Here is a 26795-nt window from a genome sequence, read left to right on the forward strand (position 1 = left end):
CACATCGAAATGGCTGCGCGCGCGCTCAAAGCCATCGCGCATCCGCTGCGTCTGAAAATTCTATGTGTCCTGGGAGATCAGGAAGCCTGTGTGCAGGAGATCGTCGAAGCGGTCGGAACCTCGCAAAGCAACATTTCCCAGCATTTGGCGATTTTGCGTGAGAAGGGTGTGCTGTTGACGCGCAAGGATGCGAATCGTGTTTTTTACCGGGTAGGCGATCAGCGTACCCTGCAGCTGGTCGGTATGATGCGCGAAGTATTTTGTGGTGTAGAGGAATAGTTGAATGCCGATGGAATTTATCAATCAGAACATCCTGCTCATTTCGCTGGTGGCCATGAGCGCCTTTGGTTTGCTCATGCCCTTGCTCAAGGGGCGTCGTGCCAACGAGTTGAGTCCCGCCGAGGCGACCCAGCTGATCAATCGGGAAGATGCGCATATCGTCGATGTGCGCGAGGCTGATGAATTTGCCGCCGGCCACTTGCCGGAAGCCAGGCACATTCCGCTAGCCAAGCTGGCTGAACGAGCCGGTGAACTCGAAAAATTCAAGGACAAGCCGCTGATCATCTGTTGTGCCGCCGGCATGCGTTCGGCCAAAGGATGTGGCGAGCTGGGCAAACTTGGTTTTGCCAAGGTGTACAGCCTGGCAGGCGGGGTTGATGCCTGGGTGGGCGCCGGTTACCCGGTCAAGAAGGGTAACCGCAACAAATGAGCGCGCATGTCCTGATGTATACGACCGCTGTTTGTCCTTACTGCGTGCGAGCCAAGCAATTGCTGGCGGCACGGGGTGTGACGGGCATCGAAGAGGTTCGGGTTGATCTCGATCCGGCGCGTCGCGAGGAAATGATGCAGCGCACGCAGCGGCGTACCGTGCCGCAAATTTATATTGGCGAGACGCATGTCGGTGGTTGCGACGACCTGATTGCGCTCGATGCGGCAGGCAAGCTCAAACCCTTGCTTGACGCCTGAACCCGATAACCATTAATTCACTGAAAGAAAATCATGGAACAAAACGAACAGCCCGTCTTCGGTATTGAAAAGCTCTACGTCAAGGATCTCTCCATCGAAGTGCCGAATGCGCCGGAAATCTTCCTGGAGAGCGAAGCTCCGCAGGTTGAAATCAGCCTGAACACCGGTGGCCGTGGCGTTGGTGAAGGTGTTTTCGAAGTGGTGCTGACGGTGACGGTGACTGCCAAACTGGGCGAAAAGACGGTTTTCCTGGTTGAAGTCGGTCAGGCCGGTGTTTTCCGCATCATGAATGTGCCGGATGAGCAAATCGAGCCGCTGATTGCCGTTGCTTGCCCGAACCTGCTGTTCCCGTATGCCCGTGAAGCCATTTCGACGGCGGTAACCCGTGCCGGTTTCTCGCCGATCGTGCTCCAGCCGGTTAATTTCGAATCGATGTACATGCAGCGTCTGCAAGAGCAGGCTGCTGCAGAGCAACCAGAAGCAACGCTGCAATAAGCCATGACCATCTGGCGCCGGGCACTGCCCTTCATTGCATTGCTCGGTGCTGCAGGTGCAGCACCGGCTGTCGATTATCGTTCGGTCGATGTGCCGGCAGCCGTGCTTTATGATTCACCTTCGCAGAAGGGCAAGAAGCTCTATCTGATCAAGGCGCAGACACCGGTCGAGGTGATTGTTCGTCTTGAGGGGTGGTTCAAGATTCGCGATGCCGAAGGCTCGCTGGCCTGGGTTGAGTCGCGCTATCTCGGCGATCGCCGGACGCTCGTTGTGACAGCGCTGAAGGCTGAAATCCGTCAATCGGACAAGGCTGACTCTCCTGTTGTGCTCGAACTCGACAAGTGGGTGGCGGTTGAACTGGTCGAGCCGGCTTCGCCGGGATGGGCCAAGGTGCGCCATCGTGATGGTGTGACCGGCTATATTCGTTCGACGCAGGTCTGGGGCCTATGAAAATTACGTTGCTCGGCGCAGGCGCCTGGGGCACGGCGTTGGCGATTGCCTTTGCCGGCAAGCATGATGTCACGCTGTGGTCGCGCGAAGAGGATGTCGCAGTCGACTTGCTGAATACCCGCGAAAACAAACGCTTCTTTCCGGGCTATCGCTTGCCTGAGTCGGTTGCTGTGTCGACCGATTTTTCTGCGGCAGTAGCTTCGGCCGAGTTGTTGGTCATCTCGACGCCGATTGCCGGTTTGCGTCCGACGGCTGAGCGCCTCAAAACCCTGAATTGCACGCTGCCATTGCTTTGGGTGTGCAAGGGCTTTGAGGCAGGGACGGGCCTGTTGCCGCACCAGGTTGTCATTGATGTGCTGGGCCTGGGTGTCGTTTGTGGCGCGTTGTCCGGCCCCAGCTTTGCCGAAGAAGTGGCGGCCGGTCAGCCGACCGCCGTGGCGCTGGCGACCAATCACCCCGAGTTTGCCCGCGAAGCGGCCCGTCAGTTGCACACCAGTCGTTTGCGCATTTATGCCAATGATGATCTGGTTGGCGTCGAAGTGGGCGGGGCGGTCAAGAATGTCATGGCGATTGCGACAGGGACATGCGATGGTTTGGGTCTTGGTCTGAACACCCGCGCTGCGCTGATGACGCGAGGCCTGGCTGAAATTGCCCGTCTCGGGTTGGCGCTGGGCGCCAGGCGCGAGACTTTCATGGGCTTGGCCGGCATGGGCGACCTGATCCTGACGTGCACCGGCGACCTGTCGCGCAATCGCCGTGTCGGGCTGGCCTTGGCGGAGGGCAAGTCCCTGCCGCAAATTCTTGAAGAGCTCGGGCATGTGGCCGAGGGGGTCTATACGGCACGCGAAGTCGATCGTCTGGCTCGCCAGTATTCGGTCGATATGCCGATCAGTGCCGCTGTGGCTGCCGTGCTTGATGGCCGTCTGAATGCAGCGCAGGCGGTCGAGCAGTTGATGGCGCGCGACCCGAAGGAAGAGCTGGCTTAAGCCGCGCCCTTGAAGCCGCTTTGACGCCAGGCTTCAAACACGGTCACGGCAGTGGCATTCGATAAATTCAGACTGCGCTGATCTGCCTGCATGGGCAGGCGGAGTCTGTTTTCCGGCAAGAATTCAGCCAGTATCTCGGGCGGCAGGCCGCTGGTTTCCCGTCCAAAAACAAACACATCATTGTCGTTCAGTGTGGTCGAGAACGGGTTGGCATGGCCCTTGGTGGTCATTGCAAACATCCGGCGATGCCCCAGGGCCTGACGACAGGCTGCCCAGTCGGAGTGGCGAACGACGCGGGCGTATTCGTGATAGTCCAGTCCGGCCCGGCGCAAGCCCTTGTCGTCGATATTGAAACCCAGCGGTTCAACAAGATGCAGTTCGGTGCCGGTATTGGCGCACAAACGAATGATGTTGCCGGTATTGGGCGGAATTTCGGGCTGGTAGAGAACGACGGCGACCACGATGTAATTGGCTGGGTTCGGAGGGGGCGGATTAAAGCACGAATTGATCGTGATTAGTGTTTCAGGGTCCGTGCGGCAACGACAACGCTGACTGTTCCCGCGCCATGTATTTTCAGAATACGAGCGGATTCATTCAGGGTTGCGCCGGTTGTCATCACGTCATCAACCAGCAAAATGCGCTGCCCAGTGTAGTCTTTGCTGCATTCGAATGCACCGGCCACGTTTTTATGGCGCTCCTTGTGCGGCAAATCGGCTTGTGGCCGGGTGGCTCGCGTTCGTTGCAGGTGGTGATAGTCGACCGGTCGGTCTAGGACCTTGCCCAGTGCGCGCGCTATTTCCATGGATTGGTTGAAGCCGCGTTCGAGCAAACGGGCCGGATGCAATGGCAGTGGAATGATCAAGTCGTGGTCGCTTGCTGTCAGTTGCGTGGACAGCCGCTCTCCGAACCATTCCGCGACAGATAACTGGTGACCGTATTTCAGGCTGTGAATGATGCGGTCGACCGGGAAATCGTAGCGAAATCCGGCGATCACCTTGTCGAAGTGCGGTGCTTTGTGGAGGCAGGCGCCGCAACGTTCGCCGTAGCTGGTCTGCTCGGCGCAGGATGGGCAGCATTGGGGCGGCATGCCGGGTAGTTCGGCAAGGCAGTCGGCGCAGATCACGCGGCTGGCGCTATTTTCTCCGCAGAGTAGGCAACTGCCGGGAAGCGCATTCGAAAGTCCCTGCGCAACATGCTTTAACGCTTGCCGCAGGGGCTGGGGTAAAATTGACATGATTCAGAGCGTCCTCGATAATCCATAATTACCGTTGTTTTCGTATCTGATTTTTATCGTTTATTTTCGCAAGGCCACTCATGCAAGCAAGCACTCTCGCCGCTGTTTCTTCCACTCCGCAGTCTGCTCCTGCCCGTCGCTGGACGGCCGAGGAGGTGCTCGCCCTGTACGAGCTGCCGCTCATGGATCTGATCTGGCGCGCCCAGGGCGTGCATCGCGAAAATTTCGATCCGAACGCCATTCAACGCTCGACGCTGCTTTCGGTCAAGACCGGTGGCTGTTCCGAGGACTGTAGCTATTGCTCACAGTCGGCGCGCTATGAAACCGATACCCAGCGCGAACGCCTGATGCCACTCGACGAGGTCGTTGCTGCTGCCAAGGCTGCCAAGGACAAGGGGGCTTCCCGTTTCTGCATGGGCGCTGCCTGGAAGGGGCCGAAAGACAACGATCTTGACCGCGTGCTCGACATGGTCCGTGAGGTCAAGGCCCTCGGCATGCAGACGTGTGTCACGCTCGGTATGCTCAAGGACGGTCAGGCTGAAAAGCTGAAAGAAGCCGGCCTGGATTACTACAACCACAATCTCGATACGGACAAGGAGTTCTACGGTCAGGTGATCAAGAGCCATACGCACGATGATCGTCTCGATACGCTCGAGCAGGTGCGTGATGCCGGGATCAATGTTTGTTCCGGCGGGATTATCGGCATGGGCGAATCGCGCAAGAATCGCGCCGCACTGATCGTCCAGTTGGCCAATCTGCCGAAGCCGCCTGAATCCGTGCCAATCAACAACCTGGTGCCGATTCCGGGGACGCCGCTGGCCGCTAACGAGCGTCTTGATCCATTCGAGTTCGTCCGGACCATCGCCGCCGCCCGCATCGCCATGCCTTCCTCCTGGGTGCGCCTCTCGGCCGGTCGTCAGGAAATGACCGACGAACTCCAGACGCTGTGCTTCCTGGCTGGCGCTAATTCGATGTTCTACGGTGACCGTCTGTTGACCACCAATAATCCGGAAGCCGATCGCGACGACGCATTGTTTGCCCGCTTGGGCGTCAAGGCGGTTTGAACACCACTTTCGTCGACCGGCAGCAAGTCGGTCGACGGTTTTCCCGCGTTGCGGCGAATTACGATCAGGCCGATTTTTTCGTCCGCGAGATCGATCGTCGGATGCAGGACCGGCTTGACTACGTCAAGCTTGCCCCCCGGCAAATCCTTGATCTCGGCTGCGCTCGCGGCGGCAGCTTTGCGGCCCTGTCGACGCGTTATCCGGAAGCGCATTTGCTCGGGCTGGATCTTTCGCCGGCCATGCTGCAAGCTGCCCAACCGCGCCGCGCGGGCTGGCAGCGCTGGTTGGGGATGGGCGCCTCGAATCAGCCAGCCCTTCTGGCGGCCGACGCAGCCCATTTGCCCATCAAATCGCGGTCGACCGCGCTGATCTGGTCAAATCTGCTGCTCCACTGGCTGGATGATCCTTTGCCGGCACTGGCTGAAGCGCATCGCGTGCTTGAAGTGGGCGGTTTGCTGATGTTCTCGACGCTGGGGCCTGATTCGCTCAAGGAGTTGCGTACGGCATTCGGTGATGGTTACGCACACACCCAGCGTTTCATCGACATGCATGATCTGGGTGACATGCTGGTCGGCTGCGGTTTCAGCGATCCGGTGATGGACATGGAAGTGATCACGCTGACTTATGATGATCTCGATGCCATGTTTGCCGAGTTAAGGGCTGCCGGCTCCAGTTGTGCGATGAAAGCCCGACGGCATGGCCTGACTGGCCGGCAAGTGTTAAGTGACGCACGTCAGGCGTACGAAGCAATGCGCCGGGATGGCAAGTTGCCGGCGACCTTCGAGGTGGTTTATGGCCACGCCTGGAAGCCGGAGCCAAAGCAGGCGCCGGACGGGCGTGCGATCGTTCGCTTCGACCTGCCGCGCGCTAAATGACTACTTGGGCCGCTGCCTGAAAAAATGTAGCGGCTTGGTGGTGGTCGGTGCAGTAGCGGGTATGGCCTTGCGCTGCCGTTCCCTGATTCTCCAGCCAAGCAATGCGACGAGTGCGGCACTGCCGGCGATTGGCCAGATCAGGGCATCTGCCTTGCTTTGCCACAGGTAGTGGATGGCTGCCAAAATGCCGATCAGATAGATGTTGCGGTGCAATTCCTGCCAGCGGCGACCGCCCAGTTGCCGTATGGTCACCTGGTTTGAGGTGGCAGCCAGGGGAGTCAGCAACACGAAGGCAGCGAAGCCAATTGCGATGAATGGCCGCTTCAAAATATCCCTGGCGATCTCGTCGACCGCGAAAGCGTGCTGAAACCCGACGAATGAAAGAGCGTGCAGTGCCGCATAGAAAAAGGCGAACAAGCCCAGCATGCGGCGCAAGCGAAGCAGCCAGTGCCATTGTGTCAGGCTGCGTAGCGGCGAGATGCTTAGCGTCAGCAGCAAGAAACTGAACGTCCAGAAACCGGTACGCCGTTGGATAAATTCGGCAGGCTGTGTGCCAAGGTCGCCAGCCCATGCCGCCTGGACCAAGCATCCAAAAGGGATCAGGGCGAGGGAAAAAAGCAGGGCCTTGAGCCAGCTGAGCTCTTTGCTATCGGGGTGCCAGGCAATTGCCCGGTGTTCTCTTGCGGTCATCCGGTTCAGGCTGCGAGAGCCTGTTTTAGTTCCTTGATGTCTTCTTCTGCATCTTCGATCAAATCGGCAAAGCGTTCTTGGTCAATTTTGCGGAGCGCCGACTCCTCCGGGGGCAGGCCGGCTTCGAGCCAGTCGTGGTCGCAACCGGCAAGCAGGTTGGCAAAATACAAGACATCGCTAACGGAGCAGGGGGTTTCGACGTTCTGCAACCGGTCGTGCTCACGGACTGCGGTGGTGATGTTTTCTGGCAGACCGAGAACGTGCAACAGGCTTTCGCCAATGCTGCCATGCCAGCCGATCAGCAATTCAAGCATGTGGCTTCTGTCGTTGCTGTATTCAGGAAATTCCGCTGCGCAGTACAGGAGATAAAAAATCCCGATATCGTGCACCAGCCCGGCCAGCATCGCCTGATCCGGATTGATGCGACCAAGGCGGCGAGCCAGTACGCGGGCGATGGCGGCAACCTGCAGGGAGTGTTCCCAGGCGTTTCGGGCAATGTCGGTAAAGCTGGCCAGGTTTCTCGAGCGCAACATCTGGTCCAGCGCCACAGCCAGCGAGGTTGTGCGCACAACCTCAAAGCCCAGGCGGCTGATGGCGCTGGCCAGGTCGCTGATTTGCCGGCCGCTGGTGTTGTAGCTTGCCGAATTTGCCAGGCGCAGAAGTTTGCTCGAAATCAGGGGCTCGACACTGACGACCTGAGCGACCCGTTCCGTGGTGGCATTCGGGTCGTTCAGTACATTGCGGACGAGTACCGCAGCGTCAAGGCAGGTCGGGAAATTGAGGTGCCCACAAAGGTTGCGGGCGATTTCGTCCAGGATCGAGAAATGCTTGCTGCGGTCGACGTCCATTTCAGCCTGAAATATAGCGTTCCAGTTCGGCAATCAGAAATTGCTGGGAACTGATGGTTTCCTTGACCAGGTCGCCAATCGAAATCATGCCGGCGACACTGCTATCGTCATTCAGCACGGGCAGATGCCGGAAATGTTTCTCGGTCATCAGGGCCATGCATTCATCCAGGCTTGCCGCTGGTGTCACGTAAGCCACCTTGTCGCTCATGATTTCGCGTACTTGGGTGTCTTTCGATGTCTTGCCGTGAAGGATGATTTTTCGAGCGTAGTCGCGTTCCGAGAAGATGCCGACCAGTTGTTCGCCATCCAGAACCAGTAGGGCGCCAACATCGTGCTTGGCCATCACGCTGAGCGCGTGAAAAACGGTGTCGCTTGGTGCTACGACTGCCAGAGGGCGGTCTTTGCTGGCAAGCATTTGCTTAAGTGTTTTCACGGGATGTCTCCTCTGTCGGGTGAGCGTGTTCTTGCTTCTGCAGTCTATCCCGCTGTGTTCTACCTGCCAAGGTCAAAAAAGAAAAGGCAGCCGAAGCTGCCTTTGCATTGGGTTTTCTGCCTTGGCTTAACGCAGGCCGGCGGCGTATTCCGATACGGCCTTGATTTCAACGTCCGAAAGCTTGGCGGCGATCGTGCGCATCATTTTTTCCGGGTCGTTGGCGCGTTCGTCGGCGCGGAATGCTTTCAGTTGGGCTTCGGTGTATTCCGGGAACTGGCCAGCCAGCTTCGGATACTGTGCCGGCAGACCTGCGCCAGCCGGGCCGTGACAGCCTGCACAGGCAGGAACGCCCTTCTTGTAGTCGCCTTGGCGCCACAGTTTCTGGCCCAGAGCAATCTTGGTTTCATCCTTGGCAGATGCCGGCTTGGCTTTCTGGCTGGCAAACCAGGCGGCGACATTTTTCATGTCGTCGTCAGAAAGCGGTGCGGCCATGCCACCCATGATCGGGTTGTTGCGGGCAGCCGGCTTGCCATCGGCAGCCTTGAAATTCTTCAGTTGCTTGTAGATGTACTCTTCAACCTGGCCAGCCAGATGCGGATTGGCTGAAGCGGCGCTGTTGCCGTCGGCGCCGTGACAGGCGACACAAACGGTCTCGGCAATAACCTTGCCCTTGGCAGGGTCGGCTTTGGTTTTGGCTTCTTCGGAAGCGTTGGCGATGAAACTGGTGGCGAGAAGGACTGCCATTGCCGCTGTACGGATCATTTTCGAACTCCTTGTGCGCATCTCGAGGCGCTTTTGACCGGGACTGAAGTTACAAACCTGCTATTCTATAGCAGTTCTCCGCCGCGTTGGCGGGTCTTCCGAGTTTTTTATGCCTCTGTTCCAAAAGGCGGTTTTCTTAACCACCGTTGCCAATCTCCGTGATTTACCCGCCGACTCTGTTCGGGAAGTAGCCTTCGCAGGCCGCTCCAATGCCGGTAAATCTTCTGCCATCAACACCCTGGCCGGTCGCGTGCGTCTGGCTTTCGTCAGCAAGACGCCGGGGCGAACCCAGCACCTGAATTATTTTACCTTGGCCGAGGGCAAGTACTTTGTCGACTTGCCTGGTTATGGCTACGCCAAGGCGCCCGAAGCGATTCGTTCGCAGTGGGAAGGGCTGATTGGGCCATATCTCAGCGAACGCGACCAACTGGCCGGTTTGGTGGTCATCATGGATATCCGTCGTCCGATGACGGATCTTGATCTGAAGTTGATCGACTGGTTCCGGCCGACCGGTCGCCCGATTCATATTCTGCTTTCCAAGGCAGACAAGCTCAGTCGACAGCAGCAAACCAAGGTGCTGCGTTCGGTGAAGGCCGAAGTGGCGACCTGGGGCGATGCGGCCCTGTACTCTGTGCAACTCTTTTCCAGTCTGAAGAAGATGGGGGTTGAGGATGCCGAGGAGGTGCTGGCTGGCTGGCTGGATATGGAATACAAGCGCCCGGCTGTTGTTGCGCCGAAGCCAAAAAACAAAGTGCCCCCGGCTAAGGGGGGGCCGGGGGCAAAAATGCCCTGACGTGGTCAGAGCGCCCGCTCAGGGAGGTGAAGCGGGAGACAGCGCGAGCCATCTGCAGACTCTGACGTGTGTCAATGCCAAAAGTTCCGCGCTGCTGGAAAATATTCGCTGATTTTTTCGAGGTTGAAACATGAGTGCTACCGGACAATTCCCCGCTACTCGTATGCGCCGGATGCGGCGTGACGATTTTTCCCGTCGCCTGATGCGGGAGTCGGTTCTTACGGTCGACGACTTTATTTACCCTGTTTTCGTGTTGGAGGGTGAAGGGCGGGTCGAGAAGGTTGGTTCGATGCCCGGTGTCGAGCGTCAATCGCTGGATATCCTGCTGAAAACGGCTGAGCGTGCAGTCAAACTGGGAATTCCCGCCCTGGCCCTATTTCCGGTGATCGATGCACCCTTGAAATCGCTTGGCGCCGAAGAGGCTTATAACGATAGCGGCCTGGTGCCGCGCGTCGTCCAGGCGCTCAAGCGTGAATTCCCCGAGCTGGGCGTTATTACCGACGTGGCACTCGATCCCTACACGAGTCACGGTCAGGATGGCCTGATCGATGCAAGTGGCTATGTGCTGAATGATGAAACCCTGGAGGTGCTGGCTCGCCAGGCACTTTGTCATGCCCAGGCCGGGGCTGATGTGGTTGCACCTTCCGACATGATGGATGGGCGTATCGGCCGTATTCGTGCCGAGCTGAATCAGGCCGGACAAATCTATACGCGCATCCTGGCTTATTCCGCCAAATATGCCTCGGCCTTCTACGGCCCCTTCCGCGATGCCGTCGGTTCGGCGGGCAATCTGGGCAAGGGCAACAAGTACACTTACCAGATGGATCCGGCTAATACCGACGAGGCGCTCAAGGAAGTGGCGCTGGATCTGGAGGAGGGTGCCGATATGGTCATGGTCAAGCCTGGCATGCCGTATCTCGACATCGTTCGTCGGGTCAAAGAGGAATTCAAGGTGCCGACCTATGCCTATCAGGTCAGCGGTGAGTATGCGATGCTCAAGGCGGCTGCCCAGAATGGCTGGCTGGACGAGAAGGCTTGCGTACTGGAAAGCTTGCTGGCTTTCAAGCGAGCCGGTGCCGATGGCATCCTGACCTACTTTGCACTGGATGCGGCTGAATACCTGCAGCGCTGAGCGGTTGGCAGCCTTTAAAAAGGGCGGCCCAGGCCGCCCTTTTTGCGTTTACCCGCCCGGTGCACCTGACTGCGACAGGCAGGCGAAATAAAGCATTGGCCACTGCTGTTGCCACTGGGCCAGCGGTTCGCGGGTGAACCCGCTGCGCGCGTATTGTTCCCAGCGGCCAACGGCATAGCAGCGCAGCAGGTTGGCCAGTGAGGCGAAATCGGCATCGGCTTTCAGGTTGTCCTGGGTGGCGGCAATACGTAGCGCCTGCTTGAGGGCCGCTTCCAGTTTGTCGAGCAGGGCATTGATCCGCTGTTGCAGACGTTCGTTTTCATTGACCAATGCGTCACCGATCAGGACGCGGGTCATGCCCCGATTTTTCTGGGCGAAGCGCAGTAGCAGGCTGAGAATTTGCTCAACCTGATTGAAGCCCTGGCTTTCTTCGGCGGTGATCTGGTTGATGACGCCAAAAAGACTTTGTTCAATGAACTCGATCAGGCCTTCATACATCTGGGCCTTGCTGGCGAAATGGCGGTAAAGCGCCGCCTCCGAACAGTCAAGCTTGGCAGCCAGTGCTGCCGTGGTGATCTTTTCGCCTTTGGGTACTTCCAGCATCTCGGCGAGTGTTTGCAGAATTTGCAGGCGGCGTTCGCCCGGTTTGACGGCCATCGATCATCCCCTCTCGATTCCTTGATTTTTGTCCGGAAATTATAGTCGACCGCAACGTTGCGGCAACTGCAGGACGGAGCGAATCTTGACGTCAACAAAAGGTGAGTGACGTGAGCCAGCACTTACCCACACCGTTTTCATGCCCAGCTTTTTGGCGCTGACCAAATTGACCAGACTGTCTTCGACCATGATGCAACGGCGTGGATTCAGGTGCTCTTGGCGAAGCAGGGTGCGAAATCCCTGCAGCATCGGCTTGGGTTTGAATTTAAGGTTTTCAACCGCGTAGACCGCAGCAAAATGCTTGTCCAGTCCGGTCAGGCGGAGGATTTCATGGGCGTAATGTCCTGGCGCATTCGAAAAGAGAATTTTCTTGCCAGGTAGTCGCTGCAGCATGTGCAAGGTGGCGCGCTGAAAGACAAGTTGGCGCTGAAGCTCGGGAAATTGGTGGGTTTCCTCCAGGAAGTGCTGCGGGTCGGTGCCATGGTGTCGCATCATGCCGAGCATGGTTGCGCCGTAGCGTGTCCAGTAGTCCTGGCGAATGCGGTTCGCTTCATCTTCGTCGACGCTCAGGTGGCGTTCAATGTATTGCCGCATCGATAGATTGATGTGCGGGAAAATGTGCGCCGAGGCGTTGTGCAGCGTGTTGTCGAGATCGAATAGCCAAACGGGGTTGTGCATCATGGTGGGCAATAAAAAAGCCCGCTGGGCGGGCTTGGGGATCAGTGCGACTTGATCATTGTTCCGACACCGTGGTCGGTCAGGATTTCGAGTAGCAAGGCATGTTCGACGCGGCCATCGATGATGTGCACGCCCTTGACGCCGTTGCGGGCGGCATCCAGTGCCGAGCCGATCTTCGGCAGCATGCCACCGGACAGCGTGCCATCATCGACCATTTCGTCGATCTGCTTCGGTGTGATGCCGGTGATCAGCTTGCCTTCCTTGTCGAGCACGCCCGGGGTGTTGGTCAGCAGCACCAGTTTTTCGGCCTTGAGGACTTCGGCAATCTTGCCGGCAACGACGTCGGCATTGATGTTGTAAGTCTCGCCATCCTTACCGACGCCGATCGGGGCGATCACCGGAATGAAAGCACCCTTGTCGAGGTGGTCGATCAGCGAAGGATCGATCGAGGTGATCTCGCCAACTTGCCCGACGTCGATCAGATCTCCGGGGTGATCCTTGTTTTCCAGCATCAGCTTCTTGGCGCGGATGAAATTGCCATCCTTGCCGGTCAGGCCGACGGCCTTGCCGCCATGCTGGTTGATCAGGTTGACGATGTCCTTGTTGACCTGGCCGCCGAGGACCATTTCAACCAGTTCCATGGTCTCGGCGTCGGTGACGCGCATGCCCTGAATGAACTCACCCTTCTTGCCGACGCGGCCGAGCAGGTTCTCGATTTGCGGTCCGCCGCCATGGACGACGACGATGTTGAAGCCGACCAGTTCGAGCAGTACGACATCGCGCGCGAAACAGCTTTTCAGGTGTTCGTCGGTCATGGCGTTGCCACCGTATTTGACGACGATGGTCTTGCCGTGGAAACGCTTGATGTAAGGCAGGGCTTCGGCCAGGACGGCGGCCTTGGTGCCTGGGGTGAGGTTTTCAATGCTCATGGCGGGCTCCGGTTGGAATCGCCGCGGATTGTACAAAGAAAAATGCCGCAGCGGTGGAAGGCGAATCAGGGTTTCAGATTGAGGAGTGTCGGCAGTGCCTGGATGGCGTCGCGGTTGGTCCACGAAAAGCAGCGCTCGGCCGCGGTTTGCCAAGGCATCCAGGTCCAGTCACGATGCTCGTTCGGTGCGGTGGTGATTTTCAGCTTGCTGGCAACCTGAAGGCCAAAAACATGTTCAGTGTTCTCGGTGACGCCAGGCGCATAGCGATGCCGCCACTGCGGGAAAATCTCGAAGATGTTGGTCTGTTGCCAGTCGGTCAGCTGGTGAAGATTGGTATTGATGCCGGTTTCTTCGCCGACTTCCCGGCGGGCGGTGTCGATCAGCGCTTCATTGCCTTCCCGGCTGCCGGTTACCGATTGCCAGAAGCCTGGGTGAGCCGCCCGCTCGAGGAGCAGTACATCGAGCGCCGGGGTATAGATGACGACGAGCACCGAAACCGGTTGCTTGTACTCGCTCATGCCTCGGGCAGGGTGTTCAGGGCCGGGTTGGGGGTGTCGAGCAGAACCCAGAACAGAATGCTGTCCGTACGCAGCGTTTCGGCGGCCGATTGCAGCACTTCGAGTAATGTCGCGAAGGCTTCCGGTTGGGCCGCGCAGAGTCGTTGCGTGCCAAAGATCGAGATGATCCGTCCATTTTCTGTCAGCCATTCGGCATCGGTCAGGCAGTCGAACAAAGCATCCAGATTTGCGCCGTACCAGGCAGGAAAGTGCAGGGTGCTGCCGATTTTCTTGAGTGCGCCGGAAATCGTTGAGTGGCGAGCCAGGTCAATCGTCTGGATGCTTTGCTGGCCGGCTTGGGCCTGAGCCTCGAAGGCGGGGCGACGTTCGGCGGAGAGGTAATACACCCCGTTATGCTCGGCCCGCAGGGTGAGAGGCTGGGTCATCGCTTACTCCCGTATGCGCCGGAAGGACGCGTAGTGGTCCTCGGTGTAGTAGAACTCGTCGCTGTTTCCGGCAATGATCCGGCGTGCTCCGCGACTGCGGACGCCCGGTGTCTTGACCGTGTATTCACGGTAATAGCCACGTTTTTGCAGCGGCAGGCGCTTTTCGAAATTGCCGAAAACAATGCCGTCACGGGGAAAGGGGAAAGGCCCCCCATCCTTGATCAGACGCAGTGTTTGGCGAGCCTCGATCGGCAAATCACCAACGGGAATGCCGTCGACCGCAGTATTGCCCCAAGTGAAGCCAAATGCGCTTCCGATGGCCAGCCAGGCGACCAGCAGGAAGCGCATCCAGATCATCATCTTGCTTTAGGCCTTGGGGACGTCGACCTGCGTTTCCACCTTTTGACGCAGGCGGATGTGCAATTCACGCAGTTGCTTTTCGTCGACCGGGGACGGTGCGTCGGTTAGCAGGCATTGGGCACGCTGGGTTTTCGGGAAGGCGATCACGTCGCGGATCGACTCGGCACCGGTCATCATCGTGACGATACGGTCCAGGCCGAAGGCCAGGCCGCCGTGCGGTGGAGCACCGTACTTGAGCGCGTCGAGCAGGAAGCCGAACTTGGCTTGCTGTTCTTCCGGGCCGATGTTGAGGGCCGAGAAAACCTTTTCCTGTACTTCGGAACGGTGGATACGAACCGAGCCGCCCCCCAGTTCCCAGCCGTTCAGCGCCAGGTCGTAGGCCTTGGCCAGGCACTTGCCCGGATCCGTTTCGAGGAACTGCAGGTGCTCGTCCTTCGGGCTGGTGAACGGGTGGTGACAGGCGGTCCAGCGCTTGGATTCGTCGTCGTATTCAAACATCGGGAAGTCGATGACCCACAGCGGAGCCCACTTGGCGCCGGTGACGAAGCCCTTTTCATGGCCGATCTTGATGCGCAGTGCGCCGAGGGCGTCGTTGACGATCTTGGCCTTGTCGGCGCCGAAGAAAATCAGGTCGCCGGATTGCGCGCCGGTGCGTTCGATGACGGCCTTGAGCGAGGCTTCGGAAAGATTCTTGACGATTGGCGACTGGAGGCCGGTTTCGTTGATTTGCGTGACGTCGTTGACCTTGATGTAGGCCAGACCCTTGGCGCCGTAGATGCCGACGAACTGGGTGTAGGCGTCGATCTCGCCGCGGGTCAGCGTAGCGCCGCCCGGAATGCGCATGGCCGCAATACGGCCGCCAGCACTGTTGGCGACACCGGCAAAGACCTTGAAGGCGACATCCTTGAAGGCATCGGTGACTTCGGTCAGTTCGAGGGTGACGCGCAAATCCGGCTTGTCTGAACCGAAGCGATGCATGGCTTCGGCGTAGGTCATGCGCGGAAATTCCGGCAGGTCCACGTCGATTGCTTCCTTGAACACGGTGCGGATCAGCTTTTCCATCAGGGCTGTGATTTCAGCCTCGCTCATGAACGAGGTTTCGATATCGACCTGGGTGAATTCTGGTTGGCGGTCGGCGCGCAGGTCTTCGTCGCGGAAACACTTGACGATCTGGTAGTAGCGGTCGTAACCGGCGACCATCAGCAGCTGCTTGAAGAGTTGCGGGGATTGCGGCAGGGCGAAGAACTGGCCGTCATGGACGCGCGACGGAACCAGATAGTCACGAGCGCCTTCCGGGGTCGACTTGGTCAGCATCGGCGTTTCGATGTCGATGAAGCCGTTGTCGTCGAGGAAGCGACGGAAAGCGCGCGCAGTTTTGTAGCGCAGCATCAGGTTGTTCTGCATCTGCGGGCGACGCAGGTCGATGACGCGATGGGTCAGGCGAACGTTTTCCGACAGATTGTCTTCGTCGAGTTGGAACGGCGGGGTGACCGAGGCGTTCAACACTTCGATTTCCTGGCACAGGATTTCGATTTCGCCGGATGCCAGGTTAGCATTGGTCGTGCCGGCCGGACGCGGACGAACTTTGCCGGTGATTTTCAGGCAGAACTCGTTGCGTACGGATTCGGCGATGGCGAACATTTCAGGGCGGTCAGGGTCGCAAACGACTTGCGCCAGACCCTCGCGGTCGCGCAGGTCGATGAAGATAACGCCGCCGTGGTCGCGCCGACGATGGGCCCAGCCGCACAGGGTGACGATTTGCCCGTCGAGGGCGGCATTGAGTTGTCCGCAGTAATGGGTACGCATGAAGCTTTCCGGTTGATTCAGGTGTTGGTGATAACGCGCGGGTTGGGTGGCGGTGCCACGACCCCCATCGAGATAATGTATTTCAGGGCTTCGTCGACCGTCATGTCGAGCTCCTGTACTTCGCTGGATGGCATCATCAGGAAGAAGCCGGAGGTCGGGTTAGGGGTCGTCGGAACATAAACGCTGACATAGTCGCCATCAAGGTGGTTGACAACGTCACCACCGGGCTGCCCCGTCAGAAAGGCAATGGTCCAGCTTCCCTGGTGCGGGTAGCGAACCAGGACTGCCTTGCGGAAAGCATTGCCGTTAGGCGAGAAGAGCGTGTCTGAAACCTGCTTGACGCTGTTGTAGACCGAATTCACGACAGGGATGCGGGCCAGAAGTTTTTCCCACCAGACCACCAGTTTTTGTCCGATGAAATTGGCTGCCAGCAGTCCGGTCAGCAGGATCATGCCCAACGTTAACAGTGCGCCAGCGCCAGGAATGGCGAAGCCGAAGAGGTGTTGAGGATGAATTGACTCGGGCAGGAGCCGCAGTGACTGGTCGAGTGCGCTGACTATGGTCGACAGCACCCACCCGGTAATGACCAGGGGGACCCAGATGAGTAGCCCGGTAATGAAGTAACGTTTGATCAATTGGCCCCGCACGGAGTGCATGCTCCCGATCCGCCCTGGCAGGGTGGGGTGCTGTCAGCTGGCTTGCTGCCGCCTTTGAAGTCTGTGGCATACCAGCCGCTGCCCTTGAGCTGAAAACCAGCGGCCGACAGCAGCTTGCTGTAACTTTCCTTACCGCAGGCCGGGCATGTGGTGAGCTGCGGATCGCTCATCTTTTGAAGATGTTCTTTCTGGGCGCCGCAGGAGTCGCAGCGATACTCGTAAATCGGCATGTGATTCCTCCAAAACCTTGAATTATAACCGAGAGATGCTAGAGCCAATGTCAGGGCTGAGACTGATATTTCAGTAGATCAGTTCAAGGTAACGGTGTGTCAGCTCCGTTCCCCAAAACAGGGCGATGCCGCCTGCCGCGGCCAGATAAGGGCCGAATGGGATGGGGACGTTGCGTCCATGTCGTGCTGCAATGATCAAGGTAATGCCGACGCCGGCGCCAACCACGGAGGAGAGGAGGATGATGGTCGGCAGCATCTGCCAGCCAAGCCATGCACCGAGGGCGGCGAGCAGTTTGAAGTCACCATATCCCATGCCTTCTTTGCCGGTCGCCAGTTTGAATAGCCAGAAAACAGACCAGAGTGCTAGGTAGCCAGCCATTGCGCCAATTACGGCCGATGGCAGATCCGTGAATGTGCCTGTGATATTCAGCGCCAGTCCGCACCAGAGCAGTGGAAGCGTCATGGAATCAGGGAGTAGTTGTGTATCAAAGTCGATCGCTGCTAGCCCGATCAGCATCCAGATCAGAAACAGAGCCCCCAGAGCCTGCAGGCTAGGACCGAAGTGCCAAACCGTGAAGGCGGAAAGGGCTCCGGTGATGAATTCAATAACAGGGTAGCGAATCGAGATTTTCGTGTGGCAGGACGCGCATTTTCCTTTGAGCAACAGATAGCTGATAACCGGAATGTTTTGACTGGCCGTAATGCAATGACCGCACGCCGGGCAACGGGAGCTAGGTTTCGACAAACTGAGCGCTTCCCCGGTCGACACTGGTTTTCCCTGCAAATCGGCGCACTGTGCGTGCCAATCGAGCTCCATCATTTTGGGGAGTCGGTGAATCACGACGTTCAGGAAGCTGCCGATACACAAGCCCAATACGGCTGCCATGCCGGCAAGAACAGCAAGTGAGTCAGGAAGCATCAGACAACTGAACCAAGTTTGAATATGGGGAGGTACATTGAAACCACCATGCCGCCGATCAGTGTACCCAGAACGACCATGATGATGGGTTCCATCAGACTGGACATGGCCTCGACCGCATCATCGACTTCCTGTTCAAAGAAGTCAGCAACCTTGGAAAGCATTGAGTCCAGAGCTCCGGATTCTTCTCCGATCGCAACCATTTGTGTCACCATATTCGGGAAAATGTTCACGTTCTGCATTGCCGTGGTCAGGCTGGTACCTGTGGATACTTCGCCTTGAATCTGCTTTGTCGCAATTTTGTACACGTGGTTGCCGGCAGCACCACCCACCGAGTCGAGTGACTCAACGAGAGGAACGCCTGCCGCAAACATGGTTGCCAATGTTCTGGTCCACCGGGCAATAACGGATTTTCGGACTATTTCTCCGAAGACTGGTGCACGCAACAGCAGGCGGTCCATGACGATTTGTATTTTTTCGGAGCGGCGCCAGCTTTCGATAAAGAAGTACAGACCTCCGCCGATAAGCCCGAATATGGCCCACCAATAAGCGACAAAAAAATCCGATATGGCAATCACAATCAATGTTGGTGCAGGCAGGTCTGCACCAAAACTTTTGAAAACATCTTTAAATGCCGGAATGACGAAGATCATGATCACGGCAGTAATAATGAATGCCACGACAATAACTGCGATCGGATAGAACAAGGCTGACTTGATCTTGCTCTTGATAGCGATGATTTTTTCTTGGTAAGTCGCTAGGCGATCTAGAAGGCTATCCAGAATGCCGGCCTGTTCACCGGCTGAGACCAAATTGCAGTAGAGGGCGTCGAACTGCAGTGGGTATTTTCGAAATGCTTGAGAAAGTGAACTGCCTGTCTCGACATCTGCCTTGATGTCGAGAAGCAGTTTTCCTACGGCTGGGTTTGAGTGCCCTCTTCCGACAATATCAAACGACTGGAGCAGGGGGACGCCTGACTTCATCATGGTCGCCAATTGCCGGGTGAACAGGGCGATATCCTTGCCAGTGATCCGACCGCCACTTTTGAAGCGGACTTTTTTGATCTTTGCATTCGTGATGCCTTGGCGCCGCAGTGTAGTCTGGACGACGGACTCGCTTGCCGCACGCATTTCTCCGCGTACGGTTTTTCCGTCGCGATTCTTGCCTTCCCATAAAAAAGGGGACTCCTTGACTGCCGAGGCTTTCGGTTTGGCGGCGGTAGCCATAATCCACTTTTCCTTTTATAGATTGGTCGTGGTCAATACTTCATCAAGCGAGGTAACCCCTTGCTTGACCTTGAGCAGTCCGGACTGACGCAAGTCCTTGACCCCCTCATTTTTAGCCAGGAGGGCCAGATCCAGCGCCGTGGCACCGCTCATGATCAAGCGCTGCATGGCCTCCGAAACTGGCATGACCTGATAAATGCCGACCCGGCCTTTATAGCCGCTGCCTTTGCAGCGATCACAGCCTCCCGGCCCATAAAGCGTCCATGAACCATCCAGCTCTTCCGGCTTAAAGCCTGCATCGAGCATTGCCTGCTCGGGGACGGTCATGGGTTTCTTGCAGGTGCAAAGCCTGCGTGCCAGGCGTTGTGCGGTAATCAACAAGATGCTCGACGCGATGTTGAATGTGGGAACACCCATATTCATCAGTCGTGTCAGTGTTTGTGGCGCATCGTTGGTGTGTAGCGTCGAGAGCACCATGTGCCCCGTCTGTGCTGCTTTGATTGCAATTTCAGCAGTTTCGAGATCCCGGATTTCACCCACCATGATGACGTCCGGATCCTGGCGAAGGAAGGCTTTCAGGGCAACAGGAAAGGTGAGTCCGGCTTTGTCGTCTACATTGACCTGATTGATGCCCGCCAAATTGATTTCGGCCGGATCCTCCGCCGTAGAAATGTTGACGCCATCCTTGTTGAGGATGTTCAGGCAGGTGTACAGCGAGACAGTCTTGCCGGAGCCGGTAGGACCTGTGACCAAAACCATGCCGTATGGCCGGTTGACCGCATCAAGCAGAGCTATTTTCTGCTCCGGCTCATAACCCAGTGCCTCAATACCAAGCGTGGCAGACGTTGGGTCGAGAATACGCAAGACGATTTTCTCACCCTGAAGGGTGGGTAGCGTACTGACCCGAAAATCGATGGCCCGATTTTTTGACAGGACCAAGCGCATGCGGCCGTCTTGCGGGACGCGCTTTTCTGCAATATTCAAACGCGAAATGACCTTGATGCGCGAAGCGATCTTTTCCTTGATGGCCAGCGGGGGGGTGGCGATTTCGCGAAGAATGCCGTCGACCCGGAAGCGAATTCGGTAGTATTTCTCGTAGGGCTCGAAATGAATGTCCGACGCCCCTTCGTTGATCGCATCAAGCAGCATTTTCTGGATGAATTTGACGACGGGGGCGTCGTCGATTTCTTGCCCTGCGGCTTCGTCTGCTTTGGCGCTGCTCTCTTCATCCAAGAAGTCGAGATTGATGTCGTCGCTGGCCAGGTTTTTTAAAGTATCGGCAGCAGACTCCGAGTATTTCGCGACAAGCGGAGCAAGCTTGGGGTGTTCTACAACAATAGGGTCGACGGCCAGGCCAGTCTGGAAGCGGATTTCGTCCAGCGCGCGTAAATTGGTCGGGTCGGCAATGGCAACCGAAAGACGATTGCCGCGTTTGTTGAGCGGAATGACTTTGTGGGTCGCAATTAACTTGCGATCAATTGCTGTTTCCGGAATGTGTGCTTCGTCGAAGGCAGCAAGATCCAGTAGCGGATAGCCGAATGTGTCAGCAACAAATCGTGCGATCTCAATGGCAGATGCCTTTTGGCTGGCAATGATTTGTTCGATCAGCGAATGTTTTTCAGTATTCGCCTGGGCCAGCAGTTGCTCTGCCTCCGCCTCCTTGAGTCGTCCGGCTTGTACCAGCGCGCGTGCCAGACCACTGAGGGGTTGTGTTTGAGGAGTTGCAGCCATCGGATAGTGTCAAATGCCTTATAGATCGTCTGATAATGCTACGAGGAAGCGGGTTTTGTAAAGGCTGGAGCCTTCTCGTCAGTGCGTTTCCGGGCGGTATATCCGTGCAGTGACCACACTTCGGTCCTGGGTTTGGAGTATCTCGACAGGAATGCCGCCCAGTTTCAGGCTCAAGTCTGATTCAGGAATGTCTTGCAAATAGTCGAGAATCAGGCCATTCAAGGTTTTCGGGCCATCCAGCGGAAAGTCGAGTTCAAGCATCCGGTTGATTTCACGCAAAGAGCGTGAGCCTTCAACAATTGCAAAACCTTCGGGTGACCAGGTCAAGGAAGTTCCCAAGCCAGGCAGGGAGGTTGTGAAATCGCCGACAAACTCTTCAATGATGTCCTCGAGTGTCAGCAGGCCAAGAATCTCACCGTATTCATCAACGACAAAACCGATACGCTGCCGATTTTCCTGAAAAAAGGCGAGTTGCGAAAATACCGGGGTGCCGGAAGGAATGTAGTACGGGGACTGGAGCTGGCTCAGCAAAGTGGCTTCGCCAAAGTCGGCAGATCCGATGTCGCCAATCAGACGTCGAACCGGCAGCACGCCAACCAGTTGGTCGAGAGACTCCCTGCAGACAGGCAGGCGGCTGTGATGGCTGGTTGCGAGTTGTGTCAGAACCTCTTCCCAGTGCCGCTCAATATCGAGTATTTCGATACTTCTGCGCGGTGTCATCACATCTTCGACCGTGATCTTGTTCAGTTCAAACAGGCTGGAGAGAATGGTCTGGTGCTTTTGTGGCATCAGCCGTGCAGACTCTAGGACCAGACTGCGTAGTTCTTCGGGAGAAAGTTTGGCCGACTCGTCTGTCTCTTGCGGCGTGAGTCGGAGCAGGCGCAGTAGCCCGCTGGCAAATAAATTGATGAACCAGACGATCGGATAAAAAAGACGCAGAAGCGGCGTCAATATATAGCCGAGCAAAAGGGCCAGCCGGTCAGCATGGTTTGCCCCAATGATTTTGGGCGTGATTTCGGAAAAAACCAGAATGGCAAAGGTGACACCGAGCGTTCCTGCACCAAGCGCCCATTTTTCTTCGCCGAACAGCTCGATGGCAATCAGGCTGACCAGCGTGGCTGCTGCTGAGTTGATCAGATTGTTGCCAAGCAGGATCACCCCCAGCATTTTGTCGGTTCTGGCGAGCAGGTCGAGTGCTTTCCGGGCACCTCGGTGGCCAGACTGCGCCAGGTGACGCAGACGGAAGCGATTCGACGCCATCATCGCTGTTTCGCTCAGCGAGAAAAAGGCGGACAAGGCAAGCAGTACAACCAGTGTTATCAGCATTGCTGACAAAGGGATGTCATTCACGACTTAAACGCGTCCGAGGATGACTTCAGCCACAAAGCGGCTTCCAACATAAGCCAGAATCAGCAAGGAAAAACCGGCCAGGGTCCAGCGCAGGGCGCGTTTGCCTCGCCAGCCCCAGGCGTGGCGGCCAACCAGCAATGTCGCAAAAATGCCCCAGGAGGCAAATGCGAAGAGTGTTTTATGGTCGATGCTGAGCGGCTTGCCAAATAGGGCTTCGGAGAACAGGACGCCGCTGCCGACGGTGAGCGTCAGAAGAACGAATCCGAGAAGAAGCATACGGAAAAGCAGTCGCTCCATCGTCATCAGTGGCGGCAGGCTGTTCAGGCTGCGCTTCAGCGAGCGTTTGTGCAGGGCGTTTTCGGTAAAGCCCATGAAGATTGCGTGCAGTGCAGACAGTGTCAGCAGGCTGTAGGCCAGCATCGCAGCCAGGAAATGAAGTTTGAAGCCGGTTGCTGCAGCATGAGCGACGAGGTGAACCTGAGGGAACAGCGTCGGTAGAATGGCACAGGCAGCGGCCAGCGGCAGGACCATGGGTTGCATGCCTTCCATGCGAGCCATGAAGCTTTCCAGCCAGTAGATCAATACAGCCAGCCACATCATCAGCGAGAGCGCAAAACTGAAAGAGAAGCGCATGCCGGCATCGGAGAAGAGTGCGCTGTACAACCCACTTGCATGAATGAGCAGCGCGACGGCAATGGCCCCGCGTTCCCAGGCTTGCATCGGGCAGGCGACGCACTGATGCTCGCCCTCGCGCCAGCGGGTGTTCCAGAAATGAAATCCAAGCGCACCATATATCAGGGTGGCGAGAATGTGCGGCATAAGCTGAATTACAATGTCGACCATTCGATGATTCTACTAGAAGCCTACATCACATGCTCGATAACCTGACCAATCGCCTTGCCCGCGTAATGAAGACGCTCAAGGGCGAAGCTCGCCTGACTGAATCAAATATTGCCGATGCGCTGCGTGAAGTGCGCATGGCCTTGCTTGAGGCCGATGTGGCTTTGCCCGTCGTCAAGGATTTTGTGGCGGCAGTGAAAGAAAAGGCCGTTGGCGAAGAGGTGATCGGCTCACTTAGCCCGGGGCAGGCGTTGGTGGGTGTGGTGCATGCCGAGCTGACCAAAATCATGGGTGATGCCCATGAAGGCATCAACTTCAATACCCAGCCGCCGGCAATTGTGCTGATGGCGGGTTTGCAGGGGGCTGGCAAGACGACGACGGTTGGCAAGCTGGGCAAGTTCCTGAAAGAGAATTTCAAGAAAAAAGTGCTGGTTGTGTCATGCGACGTTTATCGTCCTGCGGCAATCGAGCAGTTGAAGTCGGTGGCCGGACAGGCCGGCGTTGATTTCTTCCCGTCTGCCGTTGGCGAGAAGCCGGAGGCGATCGCCCTGGCGGCACTTGACTGGGCCAAGCGTCATTACCATGATGTGCTGCTGGTCGATACGGCCGGTCGTCTCGCGGTCGACGAGGCCATGATGGCCGAAATCAAGCAACTGCATGCGGCAATCAATCCGATCGAAACCTTGTTCGTTGTCGATGCGATGCTGGGTCAGGATGCAGTCAATACGGCCAAGGCTTTCAACGAAGCCTTGCCGCTGACCGGTGTCGTGCTGACCAAGCTGGACGGTGATTCGCGTGGCGGTGCTGCGTTGTCGGTGCGTCATGTCACCGGCAAGCCGATCAAGTTCTCCGGTGTTGGTGAAAAGCTGACCGGGCTGGAAGCTTTCCACCCGGAGCGGATGGCTTCCCGCATTCTCGGCATGGGCGACGTGCTGTCCCTGATCGAGGATGCGCGCAAGGGGCTGGACGAAGAAAAGGCGGTGGCATTTGCCAAGAAGCTGAAATCCGGCAAGGGCTTTGATCTGAATGACTTCAAGGAGCAGATCGGCCAGATGCGCAATATGGGCGGCTTGTCGGCGTTGATGGACAAGATGCCGGCTCAGATCGCCCAGATGGCGGGTCAGTTGCCGGCCGGTGCAGAAAATAAGATGGTTGGACGGGTCGAGGGGATTATCAATTCGATGACGCCGCTCGAACGTTCGAAACCGGAACTGATCAAGGCCAGCCGCAAGCGTCGTATCGCCATGGGGGCGGGGGTTCAGGTTCAGGAAGTGAATCGTCTGCTGACCCAGTTCGAGCAGTCGCAGAAAATGATGAAGATGATGACCAAGGGTGGCATTGGCAAGCTGATGCGCGGCATGAAGGGGATGATCCCCGGTATGGGGCGCTGATCAGCGTCCTGTTTCTGCCGGTCGGGTGGGCTTGTCGTAAGCCCACTGGTTTTGCCAGGCAGCCCGGACCATGTTGGGGTATTCGGGCTTGCCGAGGCTGCCGTTATAGCGGCCAAGGGCGCGATACAGGTCGCCCTTCTCGATATCCAGGTAGTGACGCAGGATGGTGCAGCCATAGCGCAGGTTGGTGCGCAGGTCGAATAGTGAATCTTCCGGTCGACCGAGTAATTTCAGCCAAAATGGCATGACCTGCATGTAGCCGCGTGCGCCGGCTGATGACACGGCGTATTTCCGGAATCCGGATTCAACCTGCATCAATCCTAAAACCAGCTGCGGGTCGAGTCCGGCGCGCGTCGCTTCATAGTGCACGCTGCGCAGCAGGTCGATCCGATACTCCCTGTTTGGAATGCGCTTTTCCAGGCGTCGGGACATTTCTCCCAACCAATCGGCGGCATCGATCGGATTGCGAAAGGAGCTGCCGGGCGGTCGTGAGTCTGAAACTGCCTTGTGCAGCGCAGCCTGTGCGCTGGCAGCAAGCGGTTCGTATTTTTGCGCGCCGGCGTAGGCGGCCGACGCGCAGAGCAAATACAGTGCAGCGATTAACCGGTGCACAGTTTCCCTTGAATGAAGCTGAGCGCCTCGCCCTGCGGCAGCATGCTGGCTTCGGCTTCCTGGCGGCCCTTGTACTCGATCTGGCCTTCCTTCAGGCCGCGCTCGCCAATGACCAGGCGGTGCGGGATGCCGATCAGTTCCATGTCGGCAAACATCACGCCGGGGCGCTCGTTGCGGTCGTCCAGCAGGACATCGACACCGGCCGCCTTGAGGTCGGCGTACAACTGGTCGGCGGCGGCCTTGACGGCATCGCTCTTGAAGTAGCCCATCGGAACCACGCAGACCTCGAAGGGGGCGATGGCCGGCGGCAGGATGATGCCTCGTTCGTCGTTGCCTTGCTCGATCGCCGAGCCGACGATGCGCGACACACCGATGCCGTAGCAGCCCATTTCCATGATCTGGCTTTTGCCGTTTTCATCAAGGTAGCTACAGTTGAGTGCTTCGGCGTATTTCTGGCGCAGCTGGAAGATATGGCCGACTTCGATGCCACGACAGATTTCGAGCTGGCCCTTGCCATCCGGCGAGGGGTCGCCGGCAACTGCATTGCGGATATCGAACACTTCAGGCTCAGGCAGGTCGCGACCGAAATTGACGCCGTTCAGGTGGTAGCCGGCTTCGTTGGCGCCGCAGATGAAATCGCTCATGGCGGCTACGGTGCGGTCGGCAAAAACCGCGACTTTGCTGCGGTCGACCGCGACAGGGCCGATAAAACCGGGTTTGCAGTTCAGTTGGGCAATAACTTCTTCTTCCGTTGCAAAGCGGAAGGTGCTCAGGGCGGCAATCTTGCTCGCCTTGATCTCGTTGATTTCGTGGTCGGCGCGGACCAGCAACAGGGCAAAGGTTTGCTTGCCATCTTCGCCGTCATTGACGACCGCAATCGTTTTGACGATTTTGCTGACGTCGACCGCGAGAAACTTGGCAACATCGGCACAGGCCATCTTGCCCGGTGTGTGAATCTTTTCCAGGCTGGCCGAGGCCGCCGCGCGGGGCGTGCTCGGCGCCAGGGCTTCGGCCAGTTCAACGTTGGCGGCATAATCCGAATTCGGGCAGAAGGCGATGTCGTCTTCGCCGGAGTCGGCCAAAACGTGGAATTCATGCGATCCGGTGCCGCCAATCGAGCCTGTGTCGGCGGCGACAGCACGGAATTTCAGGCCGAGGCGGGTGAAAATTCGGCTGTAGGTCGCGTACATATTGCCGTATTCGCGCTTCAGGTCATCAAACGACGTATGGAAGGAGTAGCCGTCCTTCATCAGGAATTCGCGGCCACGCATCACGCCGAAGCGGGGGCGGATTTCATCGCGGAATTTGGTTTGGACCTGATAAAGATGAATCGGCAACTGGCGATAGCTCTTTACATCACGACGGACGACGTCGGTAATGACCTCTTCGTGCGTCGGGCCAATGACGAATTCGCGCTGATGGCGGTCCTTGAAGCGCAGCAGTTCCGGACCGTATTGCTCCCAGCGGCCAGATTCCTGCCACAGTTCGGCGGGCTGTACCGCCGGCATCAGCAACTCGAGCGCCCCGGCATTGTTCATTTCTTCGCGGACGATGTTTTCAACTTTGCGTAAAACGCGCAGGCCGAGCGGCATCCAGGTGTAAATGCCGGTTGCAGCGCGTTTGATATAGCCGGCGCGCAACATCATTTTCTGGCTGATGACTTCAGCGTCGGACGGGGCTTCTTTGAGAGTGGTGAAAAAGAACTGCGAAGTGCGCATGGGATGCTCTTGAATTCGTTG

Annotated in this window: 33 protein-coding genes; 11 read left to right on the plus strand and 22 right to left on the minus strand. The window is 57.4% G+C overall.

Annotated elements, in window-relative coordinates:
- Window positions 1-9 precede the first annotated feature (9 nt).
- From GBK02_RS05070 to GBK02_RS05095, 6 genes are read left to right on the plus strand one after another with little or no spacing between them, the layout of a single operon-like run.
- On the plus strand, window positions 10-279 hold the full coding sequence (locus tag GBK02_RS05070; protein WP_371810513.1) for an ArsR/SmtB family transcription factor: 270 nt from the start codon (window positions 10-12) through the stop codon (window positions 277-279).
- Between the two features lie 4 nt (window positions 280-283).
- Window positions 284-709, plus strand: a complete 426-nt coding sequence (locus tag GBK02_RS05075; protein WP_203468663.1) for a rhodanese-like domain-containing protein — start codon at window positions 284-286, stop codon at window positions 707-709.
- Window positions 706-966, plus strand: coding sequence for a glutaredoxin 3 (gene grxC / locus GBK02_RS05080; RefSeq protein WP_203468664.1), 261 nt, complete (start codon window positions 706-708; stop codon window positions 964-966). The genes GBK02_RS05075 and grxC overlap by 4 nt, the downstream gene beginning before the upstream one ends.
- A 33-nt stretch (window positions 967-999) precedes the next feature.
- Window positions 1000-1461: a protein-export chaperone SecB gene (secB, locus tag GBK02_RS05085; protein ID WP_203468665.1), complete on the plus strand. Its 462-nt coding sequence runs from the start codon at window positions 1000-1002 to the stop codon at window positions 1459-1461.
- A gap of 3 nt (window positions 1462-1464) precedes the next feature.
- Window positions 1465-1911, plus strand: coding sequence for an SH3 domain-containing protein (locus tag GBK02_RS05090; RefSeq protein ID WP_203468666.1), 447 nt, complete (start codon window positions 1465-1467; stop codon window positions 1909-1911).
- Window positions 1908-2897 carry an NAD(P)H-dependent glycerol-3-phosphate dehydrogenase gene (locus tag GBK02_RS05095; protein WP_203468667.1) on the plus strand — a complete coding sequence of 330 codons (990 nt, stop codon included), beginning with the start codon at window positions 1908-1910 and terminating at the stop codon, window positions 2895-2897. Before GBK02_RS05090 ends, GBK02_RS05095 begins: the two co-directional genes overlap by 4 nt.
- Here GBK02_RS05095 and trmL read toward each other — a convergent pair.
- On the minus strand, window positions 2894-3358 hold the full coding sequence (gene trmL, locus GBK02_RS05100) for a tRNA (uridine(34)/cytosine(34)/5-carboxymethylaminomethyluridine(34)-2'-O)-methyltransferase TrmL (protein ID WP_203468668.1): 465 nt from the start codon (window positions 3356-3358) through the stop codon (window positions 2894-2896). The two genes, GBK02_RS05095 and trmL, sit on opposite strands and share 4 nt — an antisense overlap.
- Before the next feature lie 53 nt (window positions 3359-3411).
- Window positions 3412-4131, minus strand: coding sequence for a ComF family protein (locus GBK02_RS05105; RefSeq protein WP_203468669.1), 720 nt, complete (start codon window positions 4129-4131; stop codon window positions 3412-3414).
- 80 nt (window positions 4132-4211) lie between these two features.
- On the opposite strand from GBK02_RS05105, the gene bioB reads away from it, so the two are divergent.
- On the plus strand, window positions 4212-5195 hold the full coding sequence (gene bioB / locus GBK02_RS05110; RefSeq protein ID WP_203468670.1) for a biotin synthase BioB: 984 nt from the start codon (window positions 4212-4214) through the stop codon (window positions 5193-5195).
- Window positions 5192-6070, plus strand: a complete 879-nt coding sequence (locus GBK02_RS05115) for a methyltransferase domain-containing protein (protein WP_203468671.1) — start codon at window positions 5192-5194, stop codon at window positions 6068-6070. Before bioB ends, GBK02_RS05115 begins: the two co-directional genes overlap by 4 nt.
- Here GBK02_RS05115 and GBK02_RS05120 read toward each other — a convergent pair whose 3' ends face one another.
- From GBK02_RS05120 to GBK02_RS05135, 4 genes are all read right to left on the minus strand, one after another.
- Window positions 6071-6760 carry a sulfite oxidase heme-binding subunit YedZ gene (locus tag GBK02_RS05120; RefSeq protein WP_203468672.1) on the minus strand — a complete coding sequence of 230 codons (690 nt, stop codon included), beginning with the start codon at window positions 6758-6760 and terminating at the stop codon, window positions 6071-6073.
- Window positions 6761-6765: 5 nt separating this feature from the next.
- On the minus strand, window positions 6766-7608 hold the full coding sequence (locus tag GBK02_RS05125; RefSeq protein WP_203468673.1) for an HDOD domain-containing protein: 843 nt from the start codon (window positions 7606-7608) through the stop codon (window positions 6766-6768).
- A 1-nt stretch (window position 7609) separates the two neighbouring features.
- Window positions 7610-8041, minus strand: coding sequence for a CBS domain-containing protein (locus GBK02_RS05130; protein WP_203468674.1), 432 nt, complete (start codon window positions 8039-8041; stop codon window positions 7610-7612).
- 126 nt (window positions 8042-8167) lie between these two features.
- Window positions 8168-8803 (minus strand): cytochrome c, encoded by a 636-nt coding sequence (locus GBK02_RS05135; RefSeq protein WP_203468675.1) that lies wholly within the window; start codon window positions 8801-8803, stop codon window positions 8168-8170.
- Between the two features lie 109 nt (window positions 8804-8912).
- On the opposite strand from GBK02_RS05135, the gene yihA reads away from it, so the two are divergent.
- On the plus strand, window positions 8913-9596 hold the full coding sequence (gene yihA / locus GBK02_RS05140; RefSeq protein WP_203468676.1) for a ribosome biogenesis GTP-binding protein YihA/YsxC: 684 nt from the start codon (window positions 8913-8915) through the stop codon (window positions 9594-9596).
- A gap of 130 nt (window positions 9597-9726) precedes the next feature.
- Entirely contained in the window at window positions 9727-10728 is a 1002-nt protein-coding gene (gene hemB / locus GBK02_RS05145; protein ID WP_203468677.1) for a porphobilinogen synthase, read from the plus strand.
- 48 nt (window positions 10729-10776) lie between these two features.
- On the opposite strand, the gene slmA is transcribed toward hemB, so the two are convergent.
- The 14 genes from slmA to GBK02_RS05215 form a co-directional block, all read right to left on the minus strand.
- Window positions 10777-11385: a nucleoid occlusion factor SlmA gene (slmA, locus tag GBK02_RS05150; RefSeq protein WP_203468678.1), complete on the minus strand. Its 609-nt coding sequence runs from the start codon at window positions 11383-11385 to the stop codon at window positions 10777-10779.
- Between the two features lie 39 nt (window positions 11386-11424).
- Window positions 11425-12066, minus strand: a complete 642-nt coding sequence (locus GBK02_RS05155) for a pyrimidine 5'-nucleotidase (RefSeq protein ID WP_203468679.1) — start codon at window positions 12064-12066, stop codon at window positions 11425-11427.
- A 38-nt stretch (window positions 12067-12104) separates the two neighbouring features.
- Window positions 12105-12992 (minus strand): acetylglutamate kinase, encoded by an 888-nt coding sequence (gene argB / locus GBK02_RS05160; RefSeq protein ID WP_203468680.1) that lies wholly within the window; start codon window positions 12990-12992, stop codon window positions 12105-12107.
- A gap of 65 nt (window positions 12993-13057) precedes the next feature.
- Window positions 13058-13510, minus strand: coding sequence for a dihydroneopterin triphosphate diphosphatase (nudB, locus tag GBK02_RS05165; RefSeq protein ID WP_203468681.1), 453 nt, complete (start codon window positions 13508-13510; stop codon window positions 13058-13060).
- Window positions 13507-13935: a barstar family protein gene (locus GBK02_RS05170; protein WP_203468682.1), complete on the minus strand. Its 429-nt coding sequence runs from the start codon at window positions 13933-13935 to the stop codon at window positions 13507-13509. The genes nudB and GBK02_RS05170 overlap by 4 nt, the downstream gene beginning before the upstream one ends.
- Window positions 13936-13938: 3 nt before the next feature.
- Window positions 13939-14295, minus strand: coding sequence for a ribonuclease domain-containing protein (locus GBK02_RS05175; RefSeq protein ID WP_203468683.1), 357 nt, complete (start codon window positions 14293-14295; stop codon window positions 13939-13941).
- Between the two features lie 6 nt (window positions 14296-14301).
- Complete coding sequence (aspS, locus tag GBK02_RS05180; protein ID WP_203468684.1) at window positions 14302-16101, minus strand: aspartate--tRNA ligase; 1800 nt, start codon at window positions 16099-16101, stop codon at window positions 14302-14304.
- Window positions 16102-16118: 17 nt separating this feature from the next.
- On the minus strand, window positions 16119-16733 hold the full coding sequence (locus GBK02_RS05185; protein ID WP_203469305.1) for a DUF502 domain-containing protein: 615 nt from the start codon (window positions 16731-16733) through the stop codon (window positions 16119-16121).
- The gene (locus tag GBK02_RS05190) at window positions 16733-16987 is read right to left on the minus strand and encodes an FmdB family zinc ribbon protein (protein WP_203468685.1); all 255 of its coding nucleotides are present in this window, start codon (window positions 16985-16987) and stop codon (window positions 16733-16735) included. Before GBK02_RS05190 ends, GBK02_RS05185 begins: the two co-directional genes overlap by 1 nt.
- 70 nt (window positions 16988-17057) lie before the next feature.
- Window positions 17058-17906 carry an A24 family peptidase gene (locus GBK02_RS05195; RefSeq protein WP_203468686.1) on the minus strand — a complete coding sequence of 283 codons (849 nt, stop codon included), beginning with the start codon at window positions 17904-17906 and terminating at the stop codon, window positions 17058-17060.
- Window positions 17906-19132 (minus strand): type II secretion system F family protein, encoded by a 1227-nt coding sequence (locus GBK02_RS05200; protein WP_203468687.1) that lies wholly within the window; start codon window positions 19130-19132, stop codon window positions 17906-17908. Before GBK02_RS05200 ends, GBK02_RS05195 begins: the two co-directional genes overlap by 1 nt.
- A 15-nt stretch (window positions 19133-19147) precedes the next feature.
- Window positions 19148-20863: a type IV-A pilus assembly ATPase PilB gene (pilB, locus tag GBK02_RS05205; RefSeq protein ID WP_203468688.1), complete on the minus strand. Its 1716-nt coding sequence runs from the start codon at window positions 20861-20863 to the stop codon at window positions 19148-19150.
- Window positions 20864-20941: 78 nt separating this feature from the next.
- Window positions 20942-22189 (minus strand): HlyC/CorC family transporter, encoded by a 1248-nt coding sequence (locus GBK02_RS05210; RefSeq protein WP_239003179.1) that lies wholly within the window; start codon window positions 22187-22189, stop codon window positions 20942-20944.
- A gap of 27 nt (window positions 22190-22216) precedes the next feature.
- Entirely contained in the window at window positions 22217-23056 is an 840-nt protein-coding gene (locus GBK02_RS05215) for an inner membrane protein YpjD (RefSeq protein WP_203468690.1), read from the minus strand.
- 29 nt (window positions 23057-23085) lie between these two features.
- Here GBK02_RS05215 and ffh point away from each other — a divergent pair, with 29 nt between their 5' ends.
- On the plus strand, window positions 23086-24444 hold the full coding sequence (ffh, locus tag GBK02_RS05220; protein WP_203468691.1) for a signal recognition particle protein: 1359 nt from the start codon (window positions 23086-23088) through the stop codon (window positions 24442-24444).
- Here ffh and GBK02_RS05225 read toward each other — a convergent pair whose 3' ends face one another.
- Complete coding sequence (locus GBK02_RS05225) at window positions 24445-25056, minus strand: lytic transglycosylase domain-containing protein (RefSeq protein ID WP_203468692.1); 612 nt, start codon at window positions 25054-25056, stop codon at window positions 24445-24447.
- Window positions 25044-26774 (minus strand): proline--tRNA ligase, encoded by a 1731-nt coding sequence (locus GBK02_RS05230; RefSeq protein ID WP_203468693.1) that lies wholly within the window; start codon window positions 26772-26774, stop codon window positions 25044-25046. The genes GBK02_RS05225 and GBK02_RS05230 overlap by 13 nt, the downstream gene beginning before the upstream one ends.
- Window positions 26775-26795 lie beyond the last annotated feature (21 nt).

The organism is Dechloromonas sp. TW-R-39-2, assembly GCF_016864195.1.
GTDB lineage: Bacteria > Pseudomonadota > Gammaproteobacteria > Burkholderiales > Rhodocyclaceae > Azonexus.

What these genes read in the sequence shown, in the direction of transcription:
- GBK02_RS05095 (WP_203468667.1), top strand. Translation starts at nt 1,908, where the DNA reads ATGAAAATTACGTTGCTCGGCGCAGGCGCCTGGGGCACGGCGTTGGCG.
- slmA (WP_203468678.1), bottom strand. Translation starts at nt 11,385, where the DNA reads ATGGCCGTCAAACCGGGCGAACGCCGCCTGCAAATTCTGCAAACACTC.
- GBK02_RS05135 (WP_203468675.1), bottom strand. Translation starts at nt 8,803, where the DNA reads ATGATCCGTACAGCGGCAATGGCAGTCCTTCTCGCCACCAGTTTCATC.
- nudB (WP_203468681.1), bottom strand. Translation starts at nt 13,510, where the DNA reads ATGAGCGAGTACAAGCAACCGGTTTCGGTGCTCGTCGTCATCTATACC.
- GBK02_RS05170 (WP_203468682.1), bottom strand. Translation starts at nt 13,935, where the DNA reads ATGACCCAGCCTCTCACCCTGCGGGCCGAGCATAACGGGGTGTATTAC.
- GBK02_RS05175 (WP_203468683.1), bottom strand. Translation starts at nt 14,295, where the DNA reads ATGATGATCTGGATGCGCTTCCTGCTGGTCGCCTGGCTGGCCATCGGA.
- grxC (WP_203468664.1), top strand. Translation starts at nt 706, where the DNA reads ATGAGCGCGCATGTCCTGATGTATACGACCGCTGTTTGTCCTTACTGC.
- yihA (WP_203468676.1), top strand. Translation starts at nt 8,913, where the DNA reads ATGCCTCTGTTCCAAAAGGCGGTTTTCTTAACCACCGTTGCCAATCTC.
- GBK02_RS05215 (WP_203468690.1), bottom strand. Translation starts at nt 23,056, where the DNA reads ATGGTCGACATTGTAATTCAGCTTATGCCGCACATTCTCGCCACCCTG.
- GBK02_RS05230 (WP_203468693.1), bottom strand. Translation starts at nt 26,774, where the DNA reads ATGCGCACTTCGCAGTTCTTTTTCACCACTCTCAAAGAAGCCCCGTCC.
- argB (WP_203468680.1), bottom strand. Translation starts at nt 12,992, where the DNA reads ATGAGCATTGAAAACCTCACCCCAGGCACCAAGGCCGCCGTCCTGGCC.
- GBK02_RS05155 (WP_203468679.1), bottom strand. Translation starts at nt 12,066, where the DNA reads ATGATGCACAACCCCGTTTGGCTATTCGATCTCGACAACACGCTGCAC.
- GBK02_RS05070 (WP_371810513.1), top strand. Translation starts at nt 10, where the DNA reads ATGGCTGCGCGCGCGCTCAAAGCCATCGCGCATCCGCTGCGTCTGAAA.
- GBK02_RS05195 (WP_203468686.1), bottom strand. Translation starts at nt 17,906, where the DNA reads ATGCTTCCTGACTCACTTGCTGTTCTTGCCGGCATGGCAGCCGTATTG.
- GBK02_RS05105 (WP_203468669.1), bottom strand. Translation starts at nt 4,131, where the DNA reads ATGTCAATTTTACCCCAGCCCCTGCGGCAAGCGTTAAAGCATGTTGCG.
- aspS (WP_203468684.1), bottom strand. Translation starts at nt 16,101, where the DNA reads ATGCGTACCCATTACTGCGGACAACTCAATGCCGCCCTCGACGGGCAA.
- GBK02_RS05190 (WP_203468685.1), bottom strand. Translation starts at nt 16,987, where the DNA reads ATGCCGATTTACGAGTATCGCTGCGACTCCTGCGGCGCCCAGAAAGAA.
- bioB (WP_203468670.1), top strand. Translation starts at nt 4,212, where the DNA reads ATGCAAGCAAGCACTCTCGCCGCTGTTTCTTCCACTCCGCAGTCTGCT.
- GBK02_RS05210 (WP_239003179.1), bottom strand. Translation starts at nt 22,189, where the DNA reads ATGCTGATAACACTGGTTGTACTGCTTGCCTTGTCCGCCTTTTTCTCG.
- GBK02_RS05090 (WP_203468666.1), top strand. Translation starts at nt 1,465, where the DNA reads ATGACCATCTGGCGCCGGGCACTGCCCTTCATTGCATTGCTCGGTGCT.
- hemB (WP_203468677.1), top strand. Translation starts at nt 9,727, where the DNA reads ATGAGTGCTACCGGACAATTCCCCGCTACTCGTATGCGCCGGATGCGG.
- GBK02_RS05075 (WP_203468663.1), top strand. Translation starts at nt 284, where the DNA reads ATGCCGATGGAATTTATCAATCAGAACATCCTGCTCATTTCGCTGGTG.
- GBK02_RS05125 (WP_203468673.1), bottom strand. Translation starts at nt 7,608, where the DNA reads ATGGACGTCGACCGCAGCAAGCATTTCTCGATCCTGGACGAAATCGCC.
- GBK02_RS05120 (WP_203468672.1), bottom strand. Translation starts at nt 6,760, where the DNA reads ATGACCGCAAGAGAACACCGGGCAATTGCCTGGCACCCCGATAGCAAA.
- GBK02_RS05200 (WP_203468687.1), bottom strand. Translation starts at nt 19,132, where the DNA reads ATGGCTACCGCCGCCAAACCGAAAGCCTCGGCAGTCAAGGAGTCCCCT.
- secB (WP_203468665.1), top strand. Translation starts at nt 1,000, where the DNA reads ATGGAACAAAACGAACAGCCCGTCTTCGGTATTGAAAAGCTCTACGTC.
- pilB (WP_203468688.1), bottom strand. Translation starts at nt 20,863, where the DNA reads ATGGCTGCAACTCCTCAAACACAACCCCTCAGTGGTCTGGCACGCGCG.
- ffh (WP_203468691.1), top strand. Translation starts at nt 23,086, where the DNA reads ATGCTCGATAACCTGACCAATCGCCTTGCCCGCGTAATGAAGACGCTC.